Here is a 20,068-nt window from a genome sequence, read left to right as displayed (position 1 = left end):
TCGGCAACCTTGCCTAATTCTCATCCGATCCGGGTGGCCCCGCTGTCGCCGCGGCACGAAGCTGCAGCCCGAGGAATGTACGGCTGGCCGACACCGTAACTATGACTCCCTCCACAACACAACCCGTCAGTTCCGCTCCATTCTCACGAACTATCTGCTCTGCCGCCTCGCAGGGAACCCCCGGGATTCTTCCGACCGCGACATCCGCCGCCGCCAGGGCACCCGCCTCCGTCGCCCCAATAACGGACTGCCGCACGGACAGCCCTATATAAAGGGGAAGCACTATCGCAACGACCAGCAGCATCGATGCGATCACCCCGATACCCAGTACGGAGGCCGCTCCCGCGGACGACCGGGCCGCATCCGGCCGGCGGGGCGGGCGCTCCGTCACAGTCCCCCGCTGCGGGCGCAGCCAGATGCCCGCACCGTGATGCCGGACAGTGACGCGATCCCCGCGGGAGGCTCTGCAGCAGACTCCGCGCAGACGACATCACCGCGGTGCACCACGGTGAGGCGGGCACCCGCCACCGCACGGTCCAGCTGGACGGCGACAGCCGACTCGGGGTCGCCACGGGACAGCGCGCGAGCGGCGTTGGTACTGGCATCCTGCAGCCGCAGCTGCAGGCCGGCGACCTGGAGCGCCGCGAGGCAAGCGAGCAGCACGATGAGCACGGCGGGGATCACCGCGGCAAACTCCGCGGTGACGCTCCCGCGCGATGCGGCACGGCCTGGTGCCCGCGCGGTCGCAGGCCACGGCTCGGCCGGATCAGGAGACAAGGGTGAGCGCGTTGCGCACCAGGTCGGTGAGCATGCCCCGCACCTCGTCGCCACGCATGATGACCACGAGCAGCCCGGCGAAGCCGACGGCCGCCATCGTGGCGATGACGTACTCGGCGGTGGCGGCGCCCGCTTCCGGGTTACCTAAGCGCAGCCGCGCGCTGGTCTGTCGGGCAGGGCTGAGCCGTCGTCGGAGCGTGAGCGTGTCCTTTCGGATCGGGATGATGCGGGCGAGAGTGTCGTGGACGGAGCTGGACCGGTCTGATTTCTGGAGCATGGGCGCCTCGTTTCGTTGCCGCGAATGCGGATGCGGTGGCACGAGCGACTCCAGTGTTGCCGGGGCAGACCGGCGGCGGAGGGACCCGGCGCACTCCGGTGCACAGCCGAACGAACTGCCCGGTTGTGGAGGACACAGCCGGGCGACCGCCCCGGTCGCGGTCCCTACCGCTTCTGCGCTATTTCCTCGGCCTCGGCCCGCCGGGTGGACGTGGGCAGGAAGGGCCGTTCCACCAACAGGAACGACGCGCGGGCGGCGGCGATCGACAGCACCAGAGAGATGGGGGCGAGCACAAAGAAGGTAGCTCCCTCTCCGATGTCGAACCCGAGCGGGAAGAGAAGGTACTGCCAGACCAACTGGATGATCGGCGCGTGCAACAGATAAAGACTGTAGGACGCGATGCCGACCCAGACCAGTGGCTTCCACTGCAGCATCCGCCTCAGCCAAGCAATTTGGCCGCTGGCCAGCGCGATCAGCAAGAGGGCCGACATAACGCCAAAAAGCGTGGTTTCGAGCGCCTGCGCGTACACGAGGTGGTGGCAGACGGCCGTGGCCACAGCGGCGAGAGCCGCGAGCAACCACCAGTTCGGCCGGCGCCGCGTGCCCCGTATCGACACGACGCCGCCGTCCTTCGCGACGCGCGCCGCTGCCGCTCCCATCGTGAAGCACCCGAGGTAGTTGAACCACAGCAGCGCGGCGGGATCAGCAGTGTACGGCGGCAGCCGCGATGCGACGGTGAGCGCGACCGCGGTGGAGACAACGACTATCACCGCGGTCGTCCACCACATGCTCCGACGCCGCCACAGCACCAGCAGCAAGGGAAACAGAAAGTAGATGTGCCATTCGATCGCCACGCTCCAGAACACGTGGTTGATCTTCGCGGCGTCTGCAAAATCCTGCAGGAGAAGAGAGTGCACAACGACGCTCTGCCAGGTGACCGGCAACGAAACATCCCAATGGGTGCCGGTCCATGTGCTCAGTACGGTGACCGCGAGAATCGTGGACAGCAGGAGCGCCGCCCAATACGCGGGCACAATCCGCAGGAAGCGTCGGCGGAAGAACGTCAGTACGCCGCCACGCAGCCGTAGCCCGTTGCCGAGCGGGCTGAGCATTAGGGAGTAACCGGACACCACGATGAAGAGGGTGACTCCGTAGTCGCCGTTCTCCAGCCAGTTGGTGGTCTGGCCCATCAACCCGCCGGCGGGAGCCTGCGGATACACGGTCAGAAACGTGTGGTGGAGCAGAACGTAGATCGCCGCGACCGCGCGTAGCCCGTCGAGGAACGCCAGTCGCGCCGGCTGCAGCTTCGGCGCCGGCGTGCGCCGCGTTTTCGAGTCGGTCATGTGGCGTCCGCAACGACGGTATTCGAGGACTCGTCAGAGTTGTTCACAGGTCACGATCATTCACACCTCCCGTCCACCGCAAGCCTCTTTTGTTTATGGCGCGCACGCGATAGGCGCGACCCGGCGGCGACGCCCGCTCACCGAGACCGAACGCGAACGCTCCCGCGCGCTCAGAACTCCCCCACCGTCGAGCCCACGATGGCGAACACCAGCGGCAGCACCCCGACGACCATAAACGCGGGCAGCACGCACAGTCCGAGGGGCAGCATCAGTGTCACCGACAGCGATTCCGCGCGCTGCTGCACCTCGGCGCGGGCCGCCCTGCGCTGTTCCTCCGCCTCGCTGCGCAGGAGCTCCGCCGCCGGCACGCCGGCCCGGCGGGAGAGCTCGAGCACAGCATCGGGAGGCACGCCCGACCGTTCCAGGCCCTGCTCGCGCAGCGCGCGCACGACGCAGTCCCGCGCGCGATCCAACGCTCCGCCGCCCGACACCGCAATGGCCGTCAGGTCGAACTCGAGTCCCGGCGTGAGCTCCCGCGGACGCGCCCCGCGCACCAGGGCCCTGCTCCAGCGGGAAGCGACGAGCATCAGGACCGTGCCGAGTGCGAGGCACCCGAGCCCCAGCGGGGTGGTCAGAGTCGCTGCCGTATTGAACCCGAGAGCGAGTCCGAACACGATCCCCACCACCGGCAAAGCCATCACCATCCGCGCGGTGGCTGCCGGCGCCGCCATCGCAATTCCAATCTCCCGTTGGGCCTGGGCCAGGGAGCGCAGCGAGAACGCGAAACCCCGGAGGGTTGGCGCCAGCGGAGCCCCGACCTCCGACGCGACCGCCCACGCAGCAGCAAGCGCCCGCCAGGCCGTATCCTCCTCTGGCCCGACGCGTGCGCCCGCGCCTGCGCCTGCACCTGCACCTGCACCTGCACCTGCACCTGCACCTGCGAGAGCTTCGCGGATCGCCTGGGGCGGAGGGACGCCACGGGCGGCGGCCTCTGCGACCGGCGACACGACCGCGCCCGCACCTAGATAGCCCCACGCTGCGGCCGGCGGAACTCCCGCGGCGAGCAGTACCGCGAGCCGCTGCACCTCGGCCGCGACCATGGCAAGCGCCGCCAAGTCGGACTTCGGCGGGCGGGAGCGGCGCGACCGGGCGCCCGCGATCATCCGGCGCCGCCCACATGAGCGCTGCGTCGACCGCGCGCGCCCGGCGTGGAGCCGGGTGTGGCACCGGCGGCCTGAGTTGACCCTGCGGTCAGGGTGGTCCCGGCACTTAGGGCCACGGTGGCGAGGCGGCCTCGATCATCCACCTCAAAACGACCCAGCTGCACCAGCCGACGCCCGCCCGGGGAGGGCGGCCCGCTCCCGCTGGCAGGGCCACCCGCGACAGCAGGCCCGCCCGCGACGGCCGACTCGCTCCCCGCGCCGGTCCCCGCGTTCGGACGAGCCAGGTGCAGCACCACCTCGATCGCACTCACCGTCTGACGCGCCACGGCCTCCGGCGACATCCCGGCGAGCGCGCCGAGTGCTTCGAGTCGCGCGGGCACATCCTCGAGGGAGTTCGCGTGCAGCGTTCCGGCGCCGCCGTCGTGCCCGGTGTTCAGCGCGGCCAGCAGTTCCCGAATCTCGGCGCCCCGGCACTCACCCAGCACTAATCTGTCCGGACGCATCCGCAACGCTTCGCGCACCAGCCGGTCAAGGCCGATCGCACCCGCTCCCTCCAGGTTCGCCTGCCGTGCCTCGAGCGCGAGAAAGTGAGGATGATCGACCCGGAGTTCGGCGACATCTTCGATCGCGATGATGCGGTGGGTGGATGCCGCGCTGCCCAGCATCGCCGAAAGCAGGGTCGTCTTGCCACTGCCACCCGCGCCGGTGATGAGCACGTTCTGCCGCCGCTCCACAATTTGTTGCACGGCAGCACGCGGAACGGCGTCGAAGAACCCGGTCTGCTCAAGCCAGTCGAGGGTCGGTGTCCGCGCGCTGGGCAAGCGCACGGACAGCAGTGTTCCGACGGTCGAAATGGGCGGCAGCACGGCGTGCACGCGGATACCTTCGCCGAGACGCGTATCTACGCACGGGGTGGCCTCATCGATGTGCCTGCCACCGAGGGACACCAGGCGCACGGCGAGCGCGCGTAACTCCTCCTCGCTGGGAGCAATTCCCGCATCGAGAACCGGGCCGCCGCCGCGGTCCACCCACGTTCCTCCTCCGCCGTTGAGGAAGATATCCGTCACCCTTGGGTCGGCCAGCAGCGGAGCGAGGATACCGAAGCGCTCGACAAAGTCGTCCGGAAGACGCCGCGTCACCTCGGCCACGGGCGACGGCGCTTGCACCGGCACTTGCACCTGCACCGGCACCTGCTCCGGCACCGGCGAGACCTGCTGCCCCTCCCGCCGCGCAACGAAGGGAACGGGCGCCAAAGTGGTCATTCCGCGACGCTATTTCACACAGTCCAGCTCGCGGCCGCTGTACCCCGTAATGGGGGAGAACCGCGCGGCCTCAGATGCTGGGGAGAAGAGGATAGCTCGCAAAAAGAGCTGACCAGACGGAAAAACACCCGAAGAACACCCTACGAACGTAAGCAATCGCGTGCGCAAACCACGCCCAAACCGTGCGCGACGCACGGCAGAAGAAGAGGCAACGGGTGGGGAAAATCCACCAAAACACCCGCGAAAACACCCGTTAACGAGAGGGGCGGCGCCTATTGGGGGGAACAGGCGCCGCCACAGCAGCATCGGATTGGGGGGAATCGCTGATGCTACTCGTCAGGCTCTCACCTGACTCTTGCCACTGTACTCCTTAAGGGGGACCCAGAAACAAGGGGGAAACAAATTATTTTTACTTGTAGGGGAATTCTCAGGTGCGGTCTACAATCGTCCAACACTGCAGAACGCCGACCGCACGCGCCGTGACGCCGACCGAACGCCGCACAACGCCGAACCAACGCATTCGCAGCCGTCAACGCGACAAGGATAATGATGTCCCGCAACTCGATCGACAGCCTCCTACTCGAAACCAGAAGGTTCGCTCCCCCGCCCGAGTTCGCCGCCAACGCGATCGCCGACGCCGACCTGTACGAGCGCGCCGCACAGGATCGGGTGCAATTCTGGGCAGATACCGCCCGCGAGCTGCTGCACTGGCACGACCCGTTCACGCAGACCCTCGACTGGTCCAACCCGCCGTTCGCGAAATGGTTCGCCGACGGAACCCTCAACGTCGCGTACAACTGCCTCGACCGGCACGTACTCGCGGGCCACGGCGACCGCGTCGCCTTCCACTGGGAGGGCGAGAACGGCGACACCCGCACGCTCACCTACGCCGAGCTGACCGCCGAGGTCAAGAAGGCCGCGAACCTGCTCGCCGCCCTCGGCATTCACCAGGGTGACCGCGTGGCGATCTACCTGCCGATGATCCCCGAGGCAGTCATCTCGATGCTCGCGGTCGCCCGCCTCGGCGCGGTGCACTCGGTCGTGTTCGGCGGCTTCAGCTCCGAGAGTCTGCGCTCGCGCATTGACGACGCGCAGGCGAAGCTCGTCATCACCGCGGATGGTGGGTGGCGCAAGGGCAAAGTGTTTCCGCTGAAAGATGCGGTCGACGGGGCACTGGCGAACGGGACATCCACCATCGAACACGTCCTCGTGGTCAAACGGGGCAACAACGACGTCGAGTGGACCGAGGGCCGCGACCTGTGGTGGCACGACGAGATCGTCACCATGGACGCCGAGCACACCGCCCACGCGTTCGAGGCCGAGAACCCGCTGTTCATCCTCTACACCTCGGGCACCACGGGCAAGCCGAAGGGAATCCTGCACACGAGCGGCGGGTACCTCACCCAGGTCGCCTTCACTCACAAGAATGTGTTCGACCTGCATCCCGAGACAGACATTTTTTGGTGCACGGCGGATGTCGGGTGGGTGACGGGCCACAGCTACGTCGTCTACGGCCCGCTCGCCAACGGCGCTACGCAGGTGATCTACGAGGGCACGCCCGACACCCCGCACGCCGGCCGCTGGTGGGAACTCATCGAGAAGTACGGCGTCACCATCTTCTACACGGCGCCCACCGCCATCCGTTCGTTTATGAAAATCGGACGCCAGGTGCCGAACCAGTTCGACCTCAGCAGCCTGCGCCTGCTCGGATCGGTGGGTGAACCGATCAATCCCGAGGCCTGGATCTGGTACCGCGACGTCATTGGCGGCGGCCACACCCCCATCGTCGACACCTGGTGGCAGACCGAAACCGGCGCCATCATGATCTCCGCGCTGCCCGGCCTCACCACCCTCAAGCCGGGAAGCGCGCAGGTTCCCATCCCGGGTATCAAAATCGACATTCTGGGGGATGATGGCACGCGGGTCGATCCCCCACGTGGCGGGCTCCTCGTCGTGAGCGAACCCTGGCCCTCCATGTTGCGCGGAATCTGGGGTGATCCCGACCGGTTCCGCGAGACGTATTGGTCGAAGTTCTCCGACCTGCCTGAGTCCTCCTCCTCCGGCGCCTCCGCCACTGCTCCCGGTCAGATCCGCTACTTCGCGGGCGACGGCGCGCACGTCGACACCGACGGCGACATCTGGCTGCTCGGCCGGGTCGACGACGTAATGAACGTGTCCGGGCACCGGTTGTCGACGACCGAGATCGAGTCCGCACTGGTGTCGCACCCGATCGTGGCGGAGGCGGCGGTCGTCGGCGCCGCGGACGAGGCAAGTGGTCAGGCCGTGGTCGCCTTCGTGATCATCAAGTCGAACCAGCAGCACGCCCAGACCGCGGACGAGGCGAGCGCCCTACTCCGCGATCACGTCGTCGGCCAGATCGGCGCGATCGCCCGCCCCAAGCGCGTCTTCATCGTGGCGGAGCTGCCGAAGACGCGCTCGGGCAAAATCATGAGGCGTTTGTTGCAGGATGTCGCCGAGGGCCGAGAAATCGGAGACACCACCACCCTCGCCGACAGCACCGTGATGCAGATCATCAGCGACAAGCTCCGCTGAGCAGCGCGGGAGCGTGACCGAAAGTCACATCCCGACACATCCGGGACATTCGCACGTACGGCAGTTACCTTTGTACTTCCACAGCAAAGGGAACTTCCATGCACAGCGCCACCACCGCCTCCACCGCCTCCCGCCGGGTTCGCTCGACGCGCGCGACGACTCTGACCGCCCGTCTTGTTGGTCTGGCCGCCGTCACTGCGCTCGCCCTGACCGGCTGCTCCGCGGCATCCGACTCATCAAACGGCGGAGCCGACACCGGAGCAGACGGCGATGCCGCACCTTCCTCGCTCGCGGAGATCCAGGAGGCGGGCGAGTTGATCATCGGCACCGAGGGAACGTACCGCCCGTTCACGTTCCACGAAGACGGCAGCGGTGAGCTGACCGGCTACGACGTCGAGGTCATCACGGCCGTCGCCGACGAACTCGGGGTCGAAGCGGTCTTCGAGGAGACCCAGTGGGACGCCATCTTCGCAGGACTCGAGGCGGGACGCTTCTCGGTCATCGCCAACCAGGTGTCCATCAACGACGAGCGCGAGGAGACCTATGACTTCTCCGACCCCTACACCGTCAGCCCCGGCGTGATCGTGGTAACCGAGGACAACACCGACATTTCGTCGTTCGACGACCTGGCCGGCAAAACCACCGCGCAGTCGCTGACCAGCAACTGGTACGAGCTGGCCACCGAGAGCGGTGCAAACGTCGAGGCTGTCGAAGGCTGGGCACAGGCGGTTGCGCTGCTCGAGCAGGGTCGCGTCGACGCGACCGTCAACGACAGCCTCACCTACCTCGACTACCTCAACGAGAACCCGGACGCCGGCCTCAAGATCGCCGCAGAAACCGACGACCCCGCGCGCAACGCGTTCGCGTTCGCCAAGGGCAACACCGAGCTGGTCGACGCGGTCAACGAGGCGCTCGACACCCTGCGCGCCGACGGCACCCTGGCCGAGATCAGCGACAAGTACTTCGGAGCCGATGTCTCCGAGTAACGCCCCCACCTGCCGCGGCGGGGCCCGGGTGTGAGTCAGGACACCTGGGACCTGCTGCTGCAGTCGTTTCTCCCCCTCGTCGAGGGGGCTATTCGGGGTACCATCCCGCTCGCGCTGGCGTCCTTCGCGCTCGGGATCGTCATCGCCCTCGGCGTCGCGCTCATGCGGCTGTCGAAGGTGCGGGTCGTCTCCGGCATCGCGCGGATCTACGTGTCGATCATCCGCGGCACCCCCCTGCTTGTGCAGCTTTTTGTCATTTTCTACGGTCTGCCCTCGATCGGTCTGCTGCTCGACCCGTGGCCGAGCGCGATCATCGCGTTCTCCCTCAACGTGGGCGGGTACGCCGCCGAGGTCATCCGGGCCGCGATCCTGTCTGTACCAAAGGGTCAGTGGGAGGCTGGCCACACGATTGGCATGTCGCGCCTGCAGACTCTGCGCCGCGTCATCCTCCCCCAGGCCGCCCGTGTTTCGGTGCCGCCGCTGTCCAACACCTTCATCAGCCTCGTGAAGGACACCTCTCTCGCCTCATTGATCCTGGTGAGCGAATTGTTCCGCCAGGCCGAGGAAATTGCCGCGTTCAGTCAAAAGTTCATGGTCGTCTACATCGAGGCGGCGCTCATCTACTGGTTGATCTGCCTCGTGCTTTCCGCCGGCCAGTCCGTGCTCGAGAAGAAATTGGACCGCTATGTCGCGCACTGACGATCCGCTGCAGCCACCGACCCCGGCGGGCAGGGCAATTACCGAGCCGGGGGATGCCACGGTGCTCGAGGTGCGCGCACTGCAGAAGTCATTCGGACCCACGCAGGTGCTGCGGTCGATCGACCTCACCGTGCGCCGCGGCCAGGTCGTCGCGCTCATCGGGCCGTCCGGCTCGGGCAAGACAACGGTGCTGCGGAGCCTCAACGGGCTCGAGGTACCGGAGGCCGGCATCGTGCACTTCGCCGGTTCCGACGCCATCGATTTCGCCTCCAGCCCGAGCCGCCGTGAGTTGCTCGGGCTGCGCGACCACTCGGCGATGGTGTTCCAGCAGTTCAACCTGTTCCCGCATCGCACGGTCCTGCAGAACGTGATCGAGGGTCCGGTGCAGGTGCAGAAGCGTCCCGTTGCCGAGGCGACCGCCGACGCTCTCGCCCTGCTCGAGCGGGTGGGACTCGCCGACAAACGCCACGCGTACCCGTTCGAGCTGTCCGGCGGGCAGCAACAGCGCGTCGGCATCGTGCGCGCTCTCGCACTGAAGCCGGAACTGCTGCTCTTCGACGAACCGACCTCCTCGCTCGACCCCGAGCTGGTCGGCGACGTGCTCGAGGTGATCCGCGAGCTGGCCAGCGAGGGCTGGACCATGGTGCTCGTCACCCACGAGCTGCAGTTCGCCAGTCACGTGGCCGACAACGTGGTGTTCATGGATGGCGGCGTGGTCGTCGAGTCCGGCCCGCCCAGCGAGGTGCTGGTCAACCCGAAGAACGATCGCACCAAGCAGTTCCTGCACCGCCTGCTCGACCGCTAGGTTGCTGGACCGGTCGGTTGCTCGGCAGCTCGGCGCTCGACCGCTCGCGTCTCAACCGAGCGGTGGCGCCGTGTCATCCCGCAAGCCGATGCGGCGAAACCTTGGATGAAGGTACGGTGCCAAGATGACATCGCACACCGGACCCGTCACACCCGGTGGACTCCCCTCGCCGGACGGGGTCCCCACCTCCGGCGGCATCCCCACGCCGGACGGGCACCCCTCGCGTCATGGCCTGCCCGCGCGGCGCCTCGTCTTGCTGATCCTCGCGTGCGGAACGATCGCGCTCGGCCTCGGCGTGCACTGGGCGCTGCCCGGATCCGCCGGGGACTTCGCCGCCGACGCCCTCTACGCGGTCCTCATCTATTTCCTCGTCGGCGTCATCGCGCCACGCGCGCCCGCACTGCTGCTCGGAGCGGTGTCCTTCGGATTCTGTCTCGGACTCGAATTGTTTCAGCTCACCGGCATCCCTCTTATATGGGCGGATGCCTTCACTCCAGCCAGCCTCGTGCTCGGCACCACGTTTGTGACCAGGGACATCGTCGCCTACGCAATCGGCGTCGCGCTCATCGCGTGCCTCGACACCGCCGCCCGCCACCTGGGGCGCACCGCGCACCCCTGACGCATTGTCAGCTACGGGTCGGAACCGGCCCGTACACTCGACCGGATGCGCACGGATCTGGATTCAACTGCCACCGCCACGGCATCCGCCTCGGCCTCGGCTAACCCCACTCAAATCGACCCGTTTGTACGCGTCCGCGGCGCCCGCGAGAACAACCTGCAGAACGTCGACGTCGCCATCCCGCGCGACGCGATCGTGGCCTTCACCGGGGTCTCGGGCTCGGGCAAGTCGTCCCTTGCTTTCGGCACGATCTTCGCTGAGGCGCAGCGCCGGTTCTTCGAGTCGGTCGCTCCCTACGCGCGCCGACTCATCCAGCAGGGACACACCCCGAAGGTCGAGGAGATCAGCGGCCTGCCACCCGCCGTCGCGCTCCAGCAGCGTCGGGGAACGCCCAGCTCCCGCTCCTCCGTGGGCACGCTCACCACGCTGTCCAACTCGGTGCGCATGATGTACTCGCGTGCGGGCACCTACCCCGCCGGGGCCGCGCACCTCGCCGCGGAGGCCTTCTCGCCGAATACCGCCACGGGCGCCTGCCCGGTCTGTCACGGGCTGGGAGTTGCGCACACCGTGAGCGAGCAGACGCTGGTTCCGGACACCAGCCTGAGCATCCGCGACGGCGCCATCGCCGCCTGGCCCGGGGCGTGGCAGGGCAAGAACCTCCGCGACATCACCGTCGAGCTCGGGTACGACATCGACTCCCCGTGGCGCGACCTGCCGCAAAAGGCCCGCGACTGGCTCCTCTTCACCGAGGAGCAGCCGACCGTGCAGGTCACCCCGCAGCGTGACCGCGTCGCGAAGCCCTACAGCGGACGTTTCTGGAGCGCCAAAAGCTACGTCATGCACACCCTGGCGGATTCCAAGAGCCAGCCCATGCGCGACCGCGCCCTCGCCTACATGACGTCCGGCCCGTGCCCCTCCTGCGACGGCAGCGGACTGCGGCCCGAGGCCCTCGCCATCACCGTTGCCGGCCTCAGCATCGCGGACCTCAACGCGCTGCCCCTCACCGAGCTGGCCGCCACGCTGCGCCCGGTCGCCCACGCGACGACCGGCACTCGCCCGACCCCCCGCGACCACTCGTCTGCGGGCACCGAAGCGCCATCCGACAACAACGCCGAAATCGCCGCAACCATCTCCCGCGACCTCCTCCAGCGCGTCGAAGTTTTGCTCGAGCTCGGCCTCGGCTACCTCAGCCTCAACCGCGCCACCGTCACCCTCTCTCCCGGCGAGATGCAGCGCCTCCGCATCGCCACGCAATTGCGCTCCGGGCTCTTCGGTGTGATTTATGTGTTGGATGAACCGTCCGCCGGTCTCCACCCCGCCGACGCAGAGCCGCTCCTGGCGGTGCTCGAGCAGCTCAAAGCCAGCGGCAACTCGGTCTACGTGGTCGAGCACAACATGGACATCGTTCGGCGTGCGGATTGGCTGGTGGATGTCGGGCCGCGAGCCGGCGAGGGTGGCGGGCACATCCTCTACAGTGGACCCGTCGCGGGCCTGGCCGACGTCGCGGACTCCATAACCCGCCCGTTCCTGTTCGACGAGACGGCGACCGGGGCGGCCGGTGGCGCCGGTGGCGTAGCTACCTCGGCGACCGCCGCCGCCGCTACCGCGGCGACCGCTGCCGCCCCACCTACCGCGGGTGTCCGCGCGGCCGCAGGCGACTCGTCCCGCGCGCTGCGGTCGCCTGAGCACTGGCTGCGGCTCAGCGGCATCCGCCATCACAATCTGCGTGACCTCGACGCCGGGGTGCCCCTGGGTATCCTCACGGCGGTCACCGGGGTGTCGGGCTCGGGCAAGTCGACGCTGGTCAGCCAGGTGCTCGCGGATGTGGTCGGCCGCCACGTGCACACGCCCGCGAGCGAGGCCAGCGGCGAGGCCGACACCACCGCCACTTCCACCACCACCGCCACCACCACGGCCGGCGACGACGACCTCGCCCTCGACCTCGACCCGGCCCTCGCCCCCGCCCTCGACCCCACGGACGAGCGTGTCACCGTGCGCTCGGTCACCGGCATCGACACGGTCGACCGCCTGGTGCGGGTCGACCAGAAACCGATCGGGCGAACGCCGCGGTCCAACCTGGCCACCTACACGGGCCTGTTCGACGCCGTGCGCAAGGTCTTCGCGGCGACCGACGAGGCCCGCAGCCGGGGCTTCGGCGCGGGACGGTTCTCCTTCAACGTGGCCGGCGGACGCTGCGAGACCTGCCAGGGCGAGGGGTTCATCGCGGTCGAAATGGTGTTCCTGCCCGGAACCTACGGCCCGTGCCCGACCTGCCACGGCTCGCGCTACAACGCCGACACCCTCGAGGTCACCTACCGGGGCAAGTCGGTCGCGGACGTACTCGGACTCACCGTTGAAGCCGCGGCCACCTTCCTCGCGGATGTTCCCGCCGCCGCCCGCAGCCTCGAAACCCTCCGCGAGGTCGGCCTCGGCTACCTCCGGCTCGGACAGCCCGCCACCGAGCTCTCCGGCGGCGAGGCGCAGCGCATCAAGCTCGCCACCGAACTCCAGCGTGCCCGCCGCGGCCACACCCTCTACCTGCTCGACGAGCCGACGACCGGCCTGCACCCCGCGGACGTCCGCCTGCTCCTCACCCAGCTCAACCGACTGGTCGACGCCGGCAACACCGTTGTCGTCGTCGAACACAACATGGACGTGGTCGCCGCCGCCGACTGGGTCATCGACCTGGGCCCTTCAGGCGGAGATGAGGGTGGGATGATTGTGGCCGCCGGCACCCCACACCAGGTAGCCACGCACGCCACAAGCAAGACGGCACCCTACCTCGCCCGCAGGCTCACCCCCGCCTGACGCCCGCACCCCCGGACGCCCGGACGCCCGCCCCCAAGTGTCGCGTTATGTCGAGTCCCGAAATCTGAAGTGTCGCGATTGGTCGGACGCCGAAAGCTGAAGTGTCACGTTACGTCGAGTCCCGAAAGCTGAAGTGTCACGATTGGTCGGATGCCGAAAGCTGAAGTGTCACGTTACGTCGAGTCCCGAAAGCTGAAGTGTCACGATTGGTCGGATGCCGTCCGTGAGGGGTCCCGATTGGTCGCTCCGCCGCACGAAGAAGCGACCAGCTGAGTCTCCTCGATCCCGCGGGCAGCGAAGTGTCAGGTTGTGTCGCTCATCCTGAACTCAAGCGAACCGAAGCGAACTCAAGCGAACCCAATCGAACCCAAGGGCCCGAGAGCGGCCCGGAACGATGTCGTGCCGCGTATAACCACGATCTGGACCACGCCCCGTCCACGTCACCACACTCCATCCACGTCACCACGCTCCATCCACGTCACCACGCTCCATCCACATCTGCCGGAAGTTGGCTGAGCGTTAGGTGAGAACAGCCCGCCCGCGACGCCCGGAAACCTACGCTTAAATCACGTAATACAGAGACGTGAGCGAACAGGAGCGTGTTATGGGAATCCTCGACGATGCAAAGGATGCCGCGGCAGCCACCGGCCAGAAGATCGGGCGGGCCGTCGACGACGCGAAGGACCGGATCTCGGACAAGAGCGACGAGGTAAAGGCCGACGCCGAAGTCAAGAAGGCCGAGTCAGACGTGCGCCGGGCCGAGGCTGAGCGCGACGCGACGGAGACCAAGAACGAGTACAAAGAGAAGCTGCGCGACTAGGTCCGCACCGCCGCGCGACACCCGCCGCGCGAGACCCCCTGCGCGACACCCGCCGCGCGAGCCCCCCTGCGCGACACCCGCCGCGCAACACTTCTCGCGCGACTACCACGCCAACGAAAAGCGCTGGGCCCGAACTTCCGGGCCCAGCGCTTTTTGGTGTGTTCAGGCGAGATCCCGGATGTCGGGCGAGCTCAACAAGCACGCAACCCCGAGAACTGCCGAGCTCACTGGATCAGGCGAATTCGAAGACGAACTCGATCTCGACGGGCGAGTCCAGCGGGAGAACCGCGATACCCACGGCGCTGCGCGCGTGAACCCCGGCCTCGCCGAAAATCTCGCCGAGCAGGTCAGAGGCACCGTTGATCACGGCGGGCTGGCCGGTGAAGGAGGGGTCGGATGCCACGAAACCGACGACCTTCACCACGCGGGTGATGCGGTCAAGCGAACCGATGACGCTTTTTGCGGCGGCGAGTCCGTTGAGCACGCAGGTGCGGGCGAGATCGTTGGCCGACGCGGCAGAAACTCCGCCACCAACCTTGCCGGTCTCGGGCAGGACGCCCTCGACAAACGGTAGCTGTCCCGAGGTGAAAACGAGGTTGCCGCTGATCACGGCGGGCACGTACGAAGCGACAGGCTTCGCGACCGAGGGGATCTCGATTCCGAGCTCTTCGAGCCGGGCATCCAGCGCTGACGAGATGGGCATTTAAGAGTCTTCTTTCTTGGGGCGCTTCATATAAGCGACGAGCCCACCTTCGGGTCCGGTAACGATTTGAACGAGTTCCCACCCCTCCGAACCCCAGTTATTGAGTATGGCCGCGGTGTTGTGAATCATCAACGGGGTGGTGAGGTACTCCCATGTGGGCATTTATCGGCTTCCGTTCAGCTTCGATTTTGCGTAGATCACGTACCCTGATTGTATGTCTGCCCTTAAACCTCGGCCCGGAAGTGTGCTCGCAGCACTCCTCGGCACGCTCGGCTTCAGTGCCCTCGCCGGCGTTTTGGTCGCCGTTATGGTCACCCCCGCGATCGCCGTTGCCGGTGCCACCGTCAACAACACCATCGGCATCTTCGACAGCCTGCCCGAGTACATCGAGATCGACCAGCAGGCACAGCAGAACCGAATTTATGCAACGCAGGCCGGTGCGCCGGTGCAGATCGCCACGATTTTCGACCAGAACCGCGAAGAGGTCACCTGGGAAGAGGTCTCGGACTTCGCCAAAAACGCCGCCGTCAGTGGCGAGGACCGCCGCTTCTACGAGCACGGCGGGGTAGACATTCCCGGTGTCGTTCGTGCTGCGATCACGAACGTCGCGGGCGGCGGCATTTCTGAGGGTGCGTCGACCATCACGCAGCAGTACGTGAAGAACACCTTCATCCAGCAGGCTCTCGAACTCCCCACCGAGGAGGAGCAGGATGCCGCGTACGAGGCAGCGATCGACGACACCTTCGACCGCAAGCTGAAAGAAATGAAGCTCGCGATCTCTCTCGAGAAGGAGTACACCAAGCAGGAGATCCTGCTCGCGTACCTCAACATCGCCAACTTCGGTGGCAATACCTACGGCATCGAGGCCGCAGCGGAGCGCTACTACAACACCACCGCGCTCAACCTCACCGTCGCGCAGGCCGCCAGCCTGATCGCGACCGTGCAGTCCCCCGGTGTTCTCCGCCTCGACCACGAGGAGAACTGGCCAGGAAACCTCGAACGCCGCGACGTGATCATCGAGGCCATGCTCGCGGAAGGCAACATCACGCAGGCTCAGCGTGACGAGGCCATCGCGACGCCGATCGACGCGACCACGGTGGTCATCACCGAACCATCCAACGGATGTATGGCCGCCAACGACCACGCCAGGTACTTCTGTGACTACATCTCGAACCTGGTCAAGGACCTCCCCGCCCTCGGCGCAGACCCGACGGAGCGCGCAGCGAACTTCAAGCACGGCGGTTACGACATCTACACCACCCTCGATCTGGACCTGCAGAACGTGGCGCAGGAGGCTGAGTGGAAACTTGTGCCGTCTGACGCGACCACGCTGAACCTCGGTTCCGCAACCGTGTCGGTTGAGGTGGGCACCGGGCGAATTCTGACGATGGCGCAGAACAAGGTCTACAACAACACCCAGGCCGGCGGAGGAATCACCGCCACAGCCGTCAACTTCAGCACCGACCGTGCCTACGGCGGCTCGAGCGGGTTCCAGCCCGGCTCGACCTACAAGGTGTTCACCCTGCTGAACTGGCTGCAGAACGGTCACGGACTGAACGAGCGCGTCAACGGTTCGGCAAGAACCGTGGCGCAGAGCGCGTTCACCACCTGTGACGGTCCGTACTCCGGCCCGTATCAGTTCAAGAACGACGACGGCAGTGGCGGCAACATGACCGTCGCGACCGCCACGCAGAAGTCGGTCAACGGCGCGTTCATCTCGATGGCGCTCGAACTTGACCTCTGCGAGATTCGCGACACCGCGGCATCCATCGGCGTCCACCGGGCTGACGGAGCCGAGCTCGAGGCGAACCCCTCGTCGGTGCTGGGAACAAACACCATCTCCCCGCTGACGATGGCGACCGCGTACGCGTCCATCGCCTCCGGCGGTACCTACTGCAAGTCCGTCGCCATCGACCGGATCGTCGCGGCTGACGGTGCGGAGCTTCCGGGACAGTCCGCGGACTGCGCCAAGGCCCTCGAGTCGGATGTCGCGAACACCGCGGCCTTCGCAATGTCCAAGGTGATGATCGGCGGCGGTACGGCTACGCGCGCCAACCCGGACAACGGGGTGGAGTACATCGGCAAGACCGGTACCACCGACAGCTCAAACCAGACCTGGGTCGTCGGCGCCAGCACCAAGGTCGCCACCGCCGTCTGGGTGGGTAACATCTCCGGCACCTACGCGATGCGCAAGTACTACACGCCTGCCCGGGTGCAGGGCAGCGTGCTCCGTCACGACGTCTTCAGGGCGGTCGCGACGGCCGCAGACAAGAACCCGGCGCTGCGTGGAGCCGACGAGTTCCCCGAGGCGTCGAAGGCGCTCCTGACCGGAACCGGCATCACCATCCCCGAGATTTCGGGCCAGACCGTTGAGGCGGCAACGTCGGTACTCGAGGGCAACGGCTTCACCGTGACAAACGGCGGAGCGGAGGCTTCATCGATCCCCGCCGGACGCGCGGTGCGCACCAGCCCACCCACCGGCTCCCTCGTGTCAAAGGGCGGCGAAGTCACCCTCTTCTCGAGTGACGGCAGCCTCGGCTCAGTGCCGAGCGTGCTGGGTACCGCGGCCGCCTCGGCCCGCACCGCTCTCACCGACGCCGGGTTCACCAGCATCGGCACCGACCAGTGTTCGGTCATCGACGCCGCCCTCACTCCCGAAGAAAAGACTGCCCTCCGAGACACGGTGTCCGCCGTCAATCCCGGTGTTGGAACCGAGATCGCGAAGACCGACACGGTCACGCTGACCGTCAACAAGGAGCAGTGCTGATGAGTCCGTCCGCCGGCAAAACCGCGGCCGCATCCCTCGGAATCGCTGCCGCGGCCGGCGTCGCTACCTTCGCGTACGGCGCGCTGGTGGAACGCACCCGCTACACCGTGCGCCAGGAGACCCTGTCGATTCTGGAGCCGGGTGCTCGTCCGATCACGATCCTGCACCTCGCCGACATCCACCTCGCACCCTGGCAGCACGACAAACAGGACTGGATCCGCTCGCTCAAGATCTTCGAGCCCGACCTGATCGTCAACACGGGCGACAACATGGGGCACGAACTCGCCCTGGCCGCACTCGAATACACCCTCGAGCCCTTCGCCGGGACACCCGGAGTGTTTGTGCACGGCTCGAATGACTATTCGGGGCCGTCGTTCTCGAATCCGCTGCGGTACTTCCTGGGCCCGAGCAAGCACAAGGTCAAGAATTCTGTGCTGGATGTCGCGGCGATGGAGTCCTACTTCGAGGACACCCTCGGGTGGCTGAACCTGAACAACCGTGCCCGAGCCATGTCCATCCGAGGCTCGCGCATCGAGTTCTTTGGCGTCAACGACGCACACCGCGGCTGGGACCGCCTCGACCAGCTCCCCGGAGCCATCGACGAGGAGCGCGAGAATGTCGCCTGGGCTGACGATCCCGGCCCCGAGGTCGTGTCGGTTGCCGTGACTCACGCCCCGTACCAGCGCGTGCTCGACGCCTTCGTCACCCACGGAGCGGACGTCATTTTCGGCGGTCACACCCACGGCGGACAGGTTAGGCTGCCGGGACTGCCCGCACCGGTGACCAATTGCGACATTCCCCGCGACCAGGTTTCCGGCCTGAGCATCTGGGAACATGCCCAGAAGAGCGCCTATTTGAACGTGTCCGCGGGCCTCGGAACGTCGATCTACGCCCCCATTCGGCTCGCTTGCCCACCGGAAGCGGTCGTAGTGACGTTAACCGCTCGAGATTTCAGCTATTCTTGACGAGGTTCATGTGAGGCGGCGTTCGTTCGCTCGTCACGCGTGAAGCACTCGGGGTGTGGCGCAGCTTGGTAGCGCGCCTCGTTCGGGACGAGGAGGTCGTGGGTTCGAATCCCGCCACCCCGACCGAGTGCAGTACCAGCAAGACAGAAATGCAGCACGGCTAGGGAGTTTCGCTTCGGCGGGGCTCCCTTTGTCGTTGCGGGTCTTGTTGTCGTTGCGGGGGTCTTGTTGTCGTTGCGGCGGTCTCGCCCGCGGCATCCACCATCTGTTTCCGAATTATTCTCGTTGGCACGAGCGGTGTGCTCCCAGCCTCCACAGGATTTGGCTTGTACCGTTGTGGGGTGAATGCGCCGACCGATTATCCGCTGCGTCGCGCATGGAAACTTCCGGCGGCGATGTGGGCGCTGAGCACCGTCGGCTTCTTCGCCGTGTATATCTCCGCCGTGCTGACCCAGGAGGGCCAGTTTGTCGAGAACTCGGCGCTTGACGCGTCGAGCTACGCGAATCAGCAGCGGGCGCTCCTGAACCTCGTCACCATTCCCAACCTGCTGCTGGCGACCATCGTGCTCGCCGTGCTGGGAGCGGCGTTCCGCGGCGTCCGCAGCGGCCTCCGGGTGCTCGCCATGATCGTGGCGGCGAACGTGCTCACGCAATTGCTGAAGTACGCGGTGCTGTCGCGTCCGGACTTCGTCGAGGCCGCGTCGGACAATACCTTCCCGAGCGGCCACACGGTGGTGTTCGCCTCGGTCTTGCTCGGGCTGCTGATGGTGCTGCCCGCGGCCGTGCGTCCGTTCACGGGGATTCTGGTGGCCGCAGTACTCGGAACGGTGGCGTTCCAGCTGCTCGAGTTTGGATGGCACCGCGCCAGCGACGTTGTCGGCGGAGTGCTGCTTGTCGTCGCGATGGTCGCCCTCGCGCACCTGCTGCTGCCCGACCGGCGTCCCGGCGGCATCCTGGTTCGGCGCGGGTTCGGCGCGGGCAGCACGGCGCGGATCGCCGAACGCATGGGCCGCGCCGGCGCCGCTCACGGGAGCACCGCGCTGGGGAGCACGACGCACGGGAGCACCGCTCACGGGAGCGCGGCGCACGGAAGCAGCGGACGCGAGGGTCGCGCCACCTACCGCCCGAACGCTTTCAACCGGGCGCTTGTCTGGGGCCTGCTCGGAGTCGCCGCCCTCACCATCGTCGGCGGCGCGGGTTTCGCTGCGCTGCTCGCGGTCAACCAGGACCTCGCGTCGACGCACAACCTGCTGCTGGCCACCCAAATCATCTGTGTTGCCGCCACGACGAGTGCGGTACTGACCACCCTCGCGCTGCAGCGCACGCGGCTCGCCTGACCGGTCGGTTTCGTCTGCTGGCCGGGAGCCGACAGAACGTGACACTTCACAATGGCTGTCCGCGAAGTGCCAACATTCGTCGCTAATATCCCTCTGTGTCAGCCTGTTGTGAGGGATTTCTGGTGGCAGACAGGAAGTCCTTATGGTCAACTCCACTCGTGCTGGAACGCACAAACCCTTGGCG

At 66.8% G+C, this 20,068-nt stretch carries 18 protein-coding genes and 1 tRNA gene; 11 read left to right on the top strand and 8 right to left on the bottom strand.

The features are described from left to right. Positions 1-13: 13 nt before the first annotated feature. The 6 genes from B0I08_RS15820 to B0I08_RS15795 all read right to left on the bottom strand — a co-directional run bounded on the left by B0I08_RS15820 (position 14) and on the right by B0I08_RS15795 (position 4,822). A complete protein-coding gene (locus tag B0I08_RS15820) occupies positions 14-391 on the bottom strand; it encodes an Rv3654c family TadE-like protein (RefSeq protein WP_219905690.1) in 378 nt (125 codons plus the stop codon). Then, positions 388-777, bottom strand: a complete 390-nt coding sequence (locus B0I08_RS15815; RefSeq protein ID WP_146134452.1) for a TadE family protein — start codon at positions 775-777, stop codon at positions 388-390. The genes B0I08_RS15820 and B0I08_RS15815 overlap by 4 nt, the downstream gene beginning before the upstream one ends. Next, complete coding sequence (locus B0I08_RS18325; protein ID WP_106214598.1) at positions 767-1,054, bottom strand: DUF4244 domain-containing protein; 288 nt, start codon at positions 1,052-1,054, stop codon at positions 767-769. Before B0I08_RS18325 ends, B0I08_RS15815 begins: the two co-directional genes overlap by 11 nt. Positions 1,055-1,218: 164 nt before the next feature. Continuing rightward, a complete protein-coding gene (locus B0I08_RS15805; protein ID WP_106214596.1) occupies positions 1,219-2,397 on the bottom strand; it encodes an acyltransferase family protein in 1,179 nt (392 codons plus the stop codon). Positions 2,398-2,567: 170 nt separating this feature from the next. Beyond that, positions 2,568-3,560 (bottom strand): type II secretion system F family protein, encoded by a 993-nt coding sequence (locus tag B0I08_RS15800; RefSeq protein WP_146134451.1) that lies wholly within the window; start codon positions 3,558-3,560, stop codon positions 2,568-2,570. After that, a complete protein-coding gene (locus B0I08_RS15795; protein ID WP_106214594.1) occupies positions 3,557-4,822 on the bottom strand; it encodes a TadA family conjugal transfer-associated ATPase in 1,266 nt (421 codons plus the stop codon). The genes B0I08_RS15800 and B0I08_RS15795 overlap by 4 nt, the downstream gene beginning before the upstream one ends. A 549-nt stretch (positions 4,823-5,371) precedes the next feature. On the opposite strand from B0I08_RS15795, the gene acs reads away from it, so the two are divergent. The 7 genes from acs (at position 5,372) to B0I08_RS15760 (ending at position 14,112) form a co-directional block, all read left to right on the top strand. Beyond that, complete coding sequence (acs, locus tag B0I08_RS15790) at positions 5,372-7,375, top strand: acetate--CoA ligase (protein WP_106214746.1); 2,004 nt, start codon at positions 5,372-5,374, stop codon at positions 7,373-7,375. A gap of 98 nt (positions 7,376-7,473) precedes the next feature. Then, entirely contained in the window at positions 7,474-8,361 is an 888-nt protein-coding gene (locus tag B0I08_RS15785; protein ID WP_106214593.1) for an amino acid ABC transporter substrate-binding protein, read from the top strand. A gap of 30 nt (positions 8,362-8,391) precedes the next feature. After that, entirely contained in the window at positions 8,392-9,060 is a 669-nt protein-coding gene (locus tag B0I08_RS15780) for an amino acid ABC transporter permease (RefSeq protein ID WP_106214591.1), read from the top strand. After that, entirely contained in the window at positions 9,047-9,865 is an 819-nt protein-coding gene (locus B0I08_RS15775) for an amino acid ABC transporter ATP-binding protein (protein ID WP_106214589.1), read from the top strand. Before B0I08_RS15780 ends, B0I08_RS15775 begins: the two co-directional genes overlap by 14 nt. A gap of 124 nt (positions 9,866-9,989) precedes the next feature. Next, positions 9,990-10,484 carry a ribosomal maturation YjgA family protein gene (locus B0I08_RS15770; RefSeq protein ID WP_106214587.1) on the top strand — a complete coding sequence of 165 codons (495 nt, stop codon included), beginning with the start codon at positions 9,990-9,992 and terminating at the stop codon, positions 10,482-10,484. 45 nt (positions 10,485-10,529) lie between these two features. Beyond that, a complete protein-coding gene (locus B0I08_RS15765) occupies positions 10,530-13,292 on the top strand; it encodes an excinuclease ABC subunit UvrA (RefSeq protein WP_106214585.1) in 2,763 nt (920 codons plus the stop codon). A gap of 604 nt (positions 13,293-13,896) precedes the next feature. Then, positions 13,897-14,112, top strand: a complete 216-nt coding sequence (locus B0I08_RS15760; protein ID WP_106214584.1) for a hypothetical protein — start codon at positions 13,897-13,899, stop codon at positions 14,110-14,112. Positions 14,113-14,344: 232 nt separating this feature from the next. Here B0I08_RS15760 and B0I08_RS15755 read toward each other — a convergent pair whose 3' ends face one another. Together B0I08_RS15755 and sp36 are read right to left on the bottom strand one after the other, a co-directional pair. Continuing rightward, entirely contained in the window at positions 14,345-14,815 is a 471-nt protein-coding gene (locus B0I08_RS15755) for a RidA family protein (protein WP_106214582.1), read from the bottom strand. Continuing rightward, on the bottom strand, positions 14,816-14,977 hold the full coding sequence (gene sp36, locus B0I08_RS17650; RefSeq protein WP_146134450.1) for a Sp36 family protein: 162 nt from the start codon (positions 14,975-14,977) through the stop codon (positions 14,816-14,818). Between the two features lie 52 nt (positions 14,978-15,029). Here sp36 and B0I08_RS15750 point away from each other — a divergent pair, with 52 nt between their 5' ends. From B0I08_RS15750 to B0I08_RS15735, 4 genes are all read left to right on the top strand, one after another. Continuing rightward, complete coding sequence (locus B0I08_RS15750) at positions 15,030-17,582, top strand: transglycosylase domain-containing protein (protein ID WP_106214580.1); 2,553 nt, start codon at positions 15,030-15,032, stop codon at positions 17,580-17,582. Next, positions 17,582-18,547, top strand: coding sequence for a metallophosphoesterase (locus B0I08_RS15745; protein WP_106214744.1), 966 nt, complete (start codon positions 17,582-17,584; stop codon positions 18,545-18,547). The genes B0I08_RS15750 and B0I08_RS15745 overlap by 1 nt, the downstream gene beginning before the upstream one ends. Before the next feature lie 49 nt (positions 18,548-18,596). Beyond that, positions 18,597-18,670 (top strand) — tRNA-Pro (locus B0I08_RS15740). Between the two features lie 218 nt (positions 18,671-18,888). Next, complete coding sequence (locus B0I08_RS15735; protein ID WP_146134449.1) at positions 18,889-19,884, top strand: phosphatase PAP2 family protein; 996 nt, start codon at positions 18,889-18,891, stop codon at positions 19,882-19,884. Positions 19,885-20,068 lie beyond the last annotated feature (184 nt).

This window comes from Glaciihabitans tibetensis (genome assembly GCF_003003265.1).
GTDB classification, from domain to species: domain Bacteria; phylum Actinomycetota; class Actinomycetes; order Actinomycetales; family Microbacteriaceae; genus Glaciihabitans; species Glaciihabitans tibetensis.
This window is presented reverse-complemented; position numbering and strand designations above follow the sequence as displayed.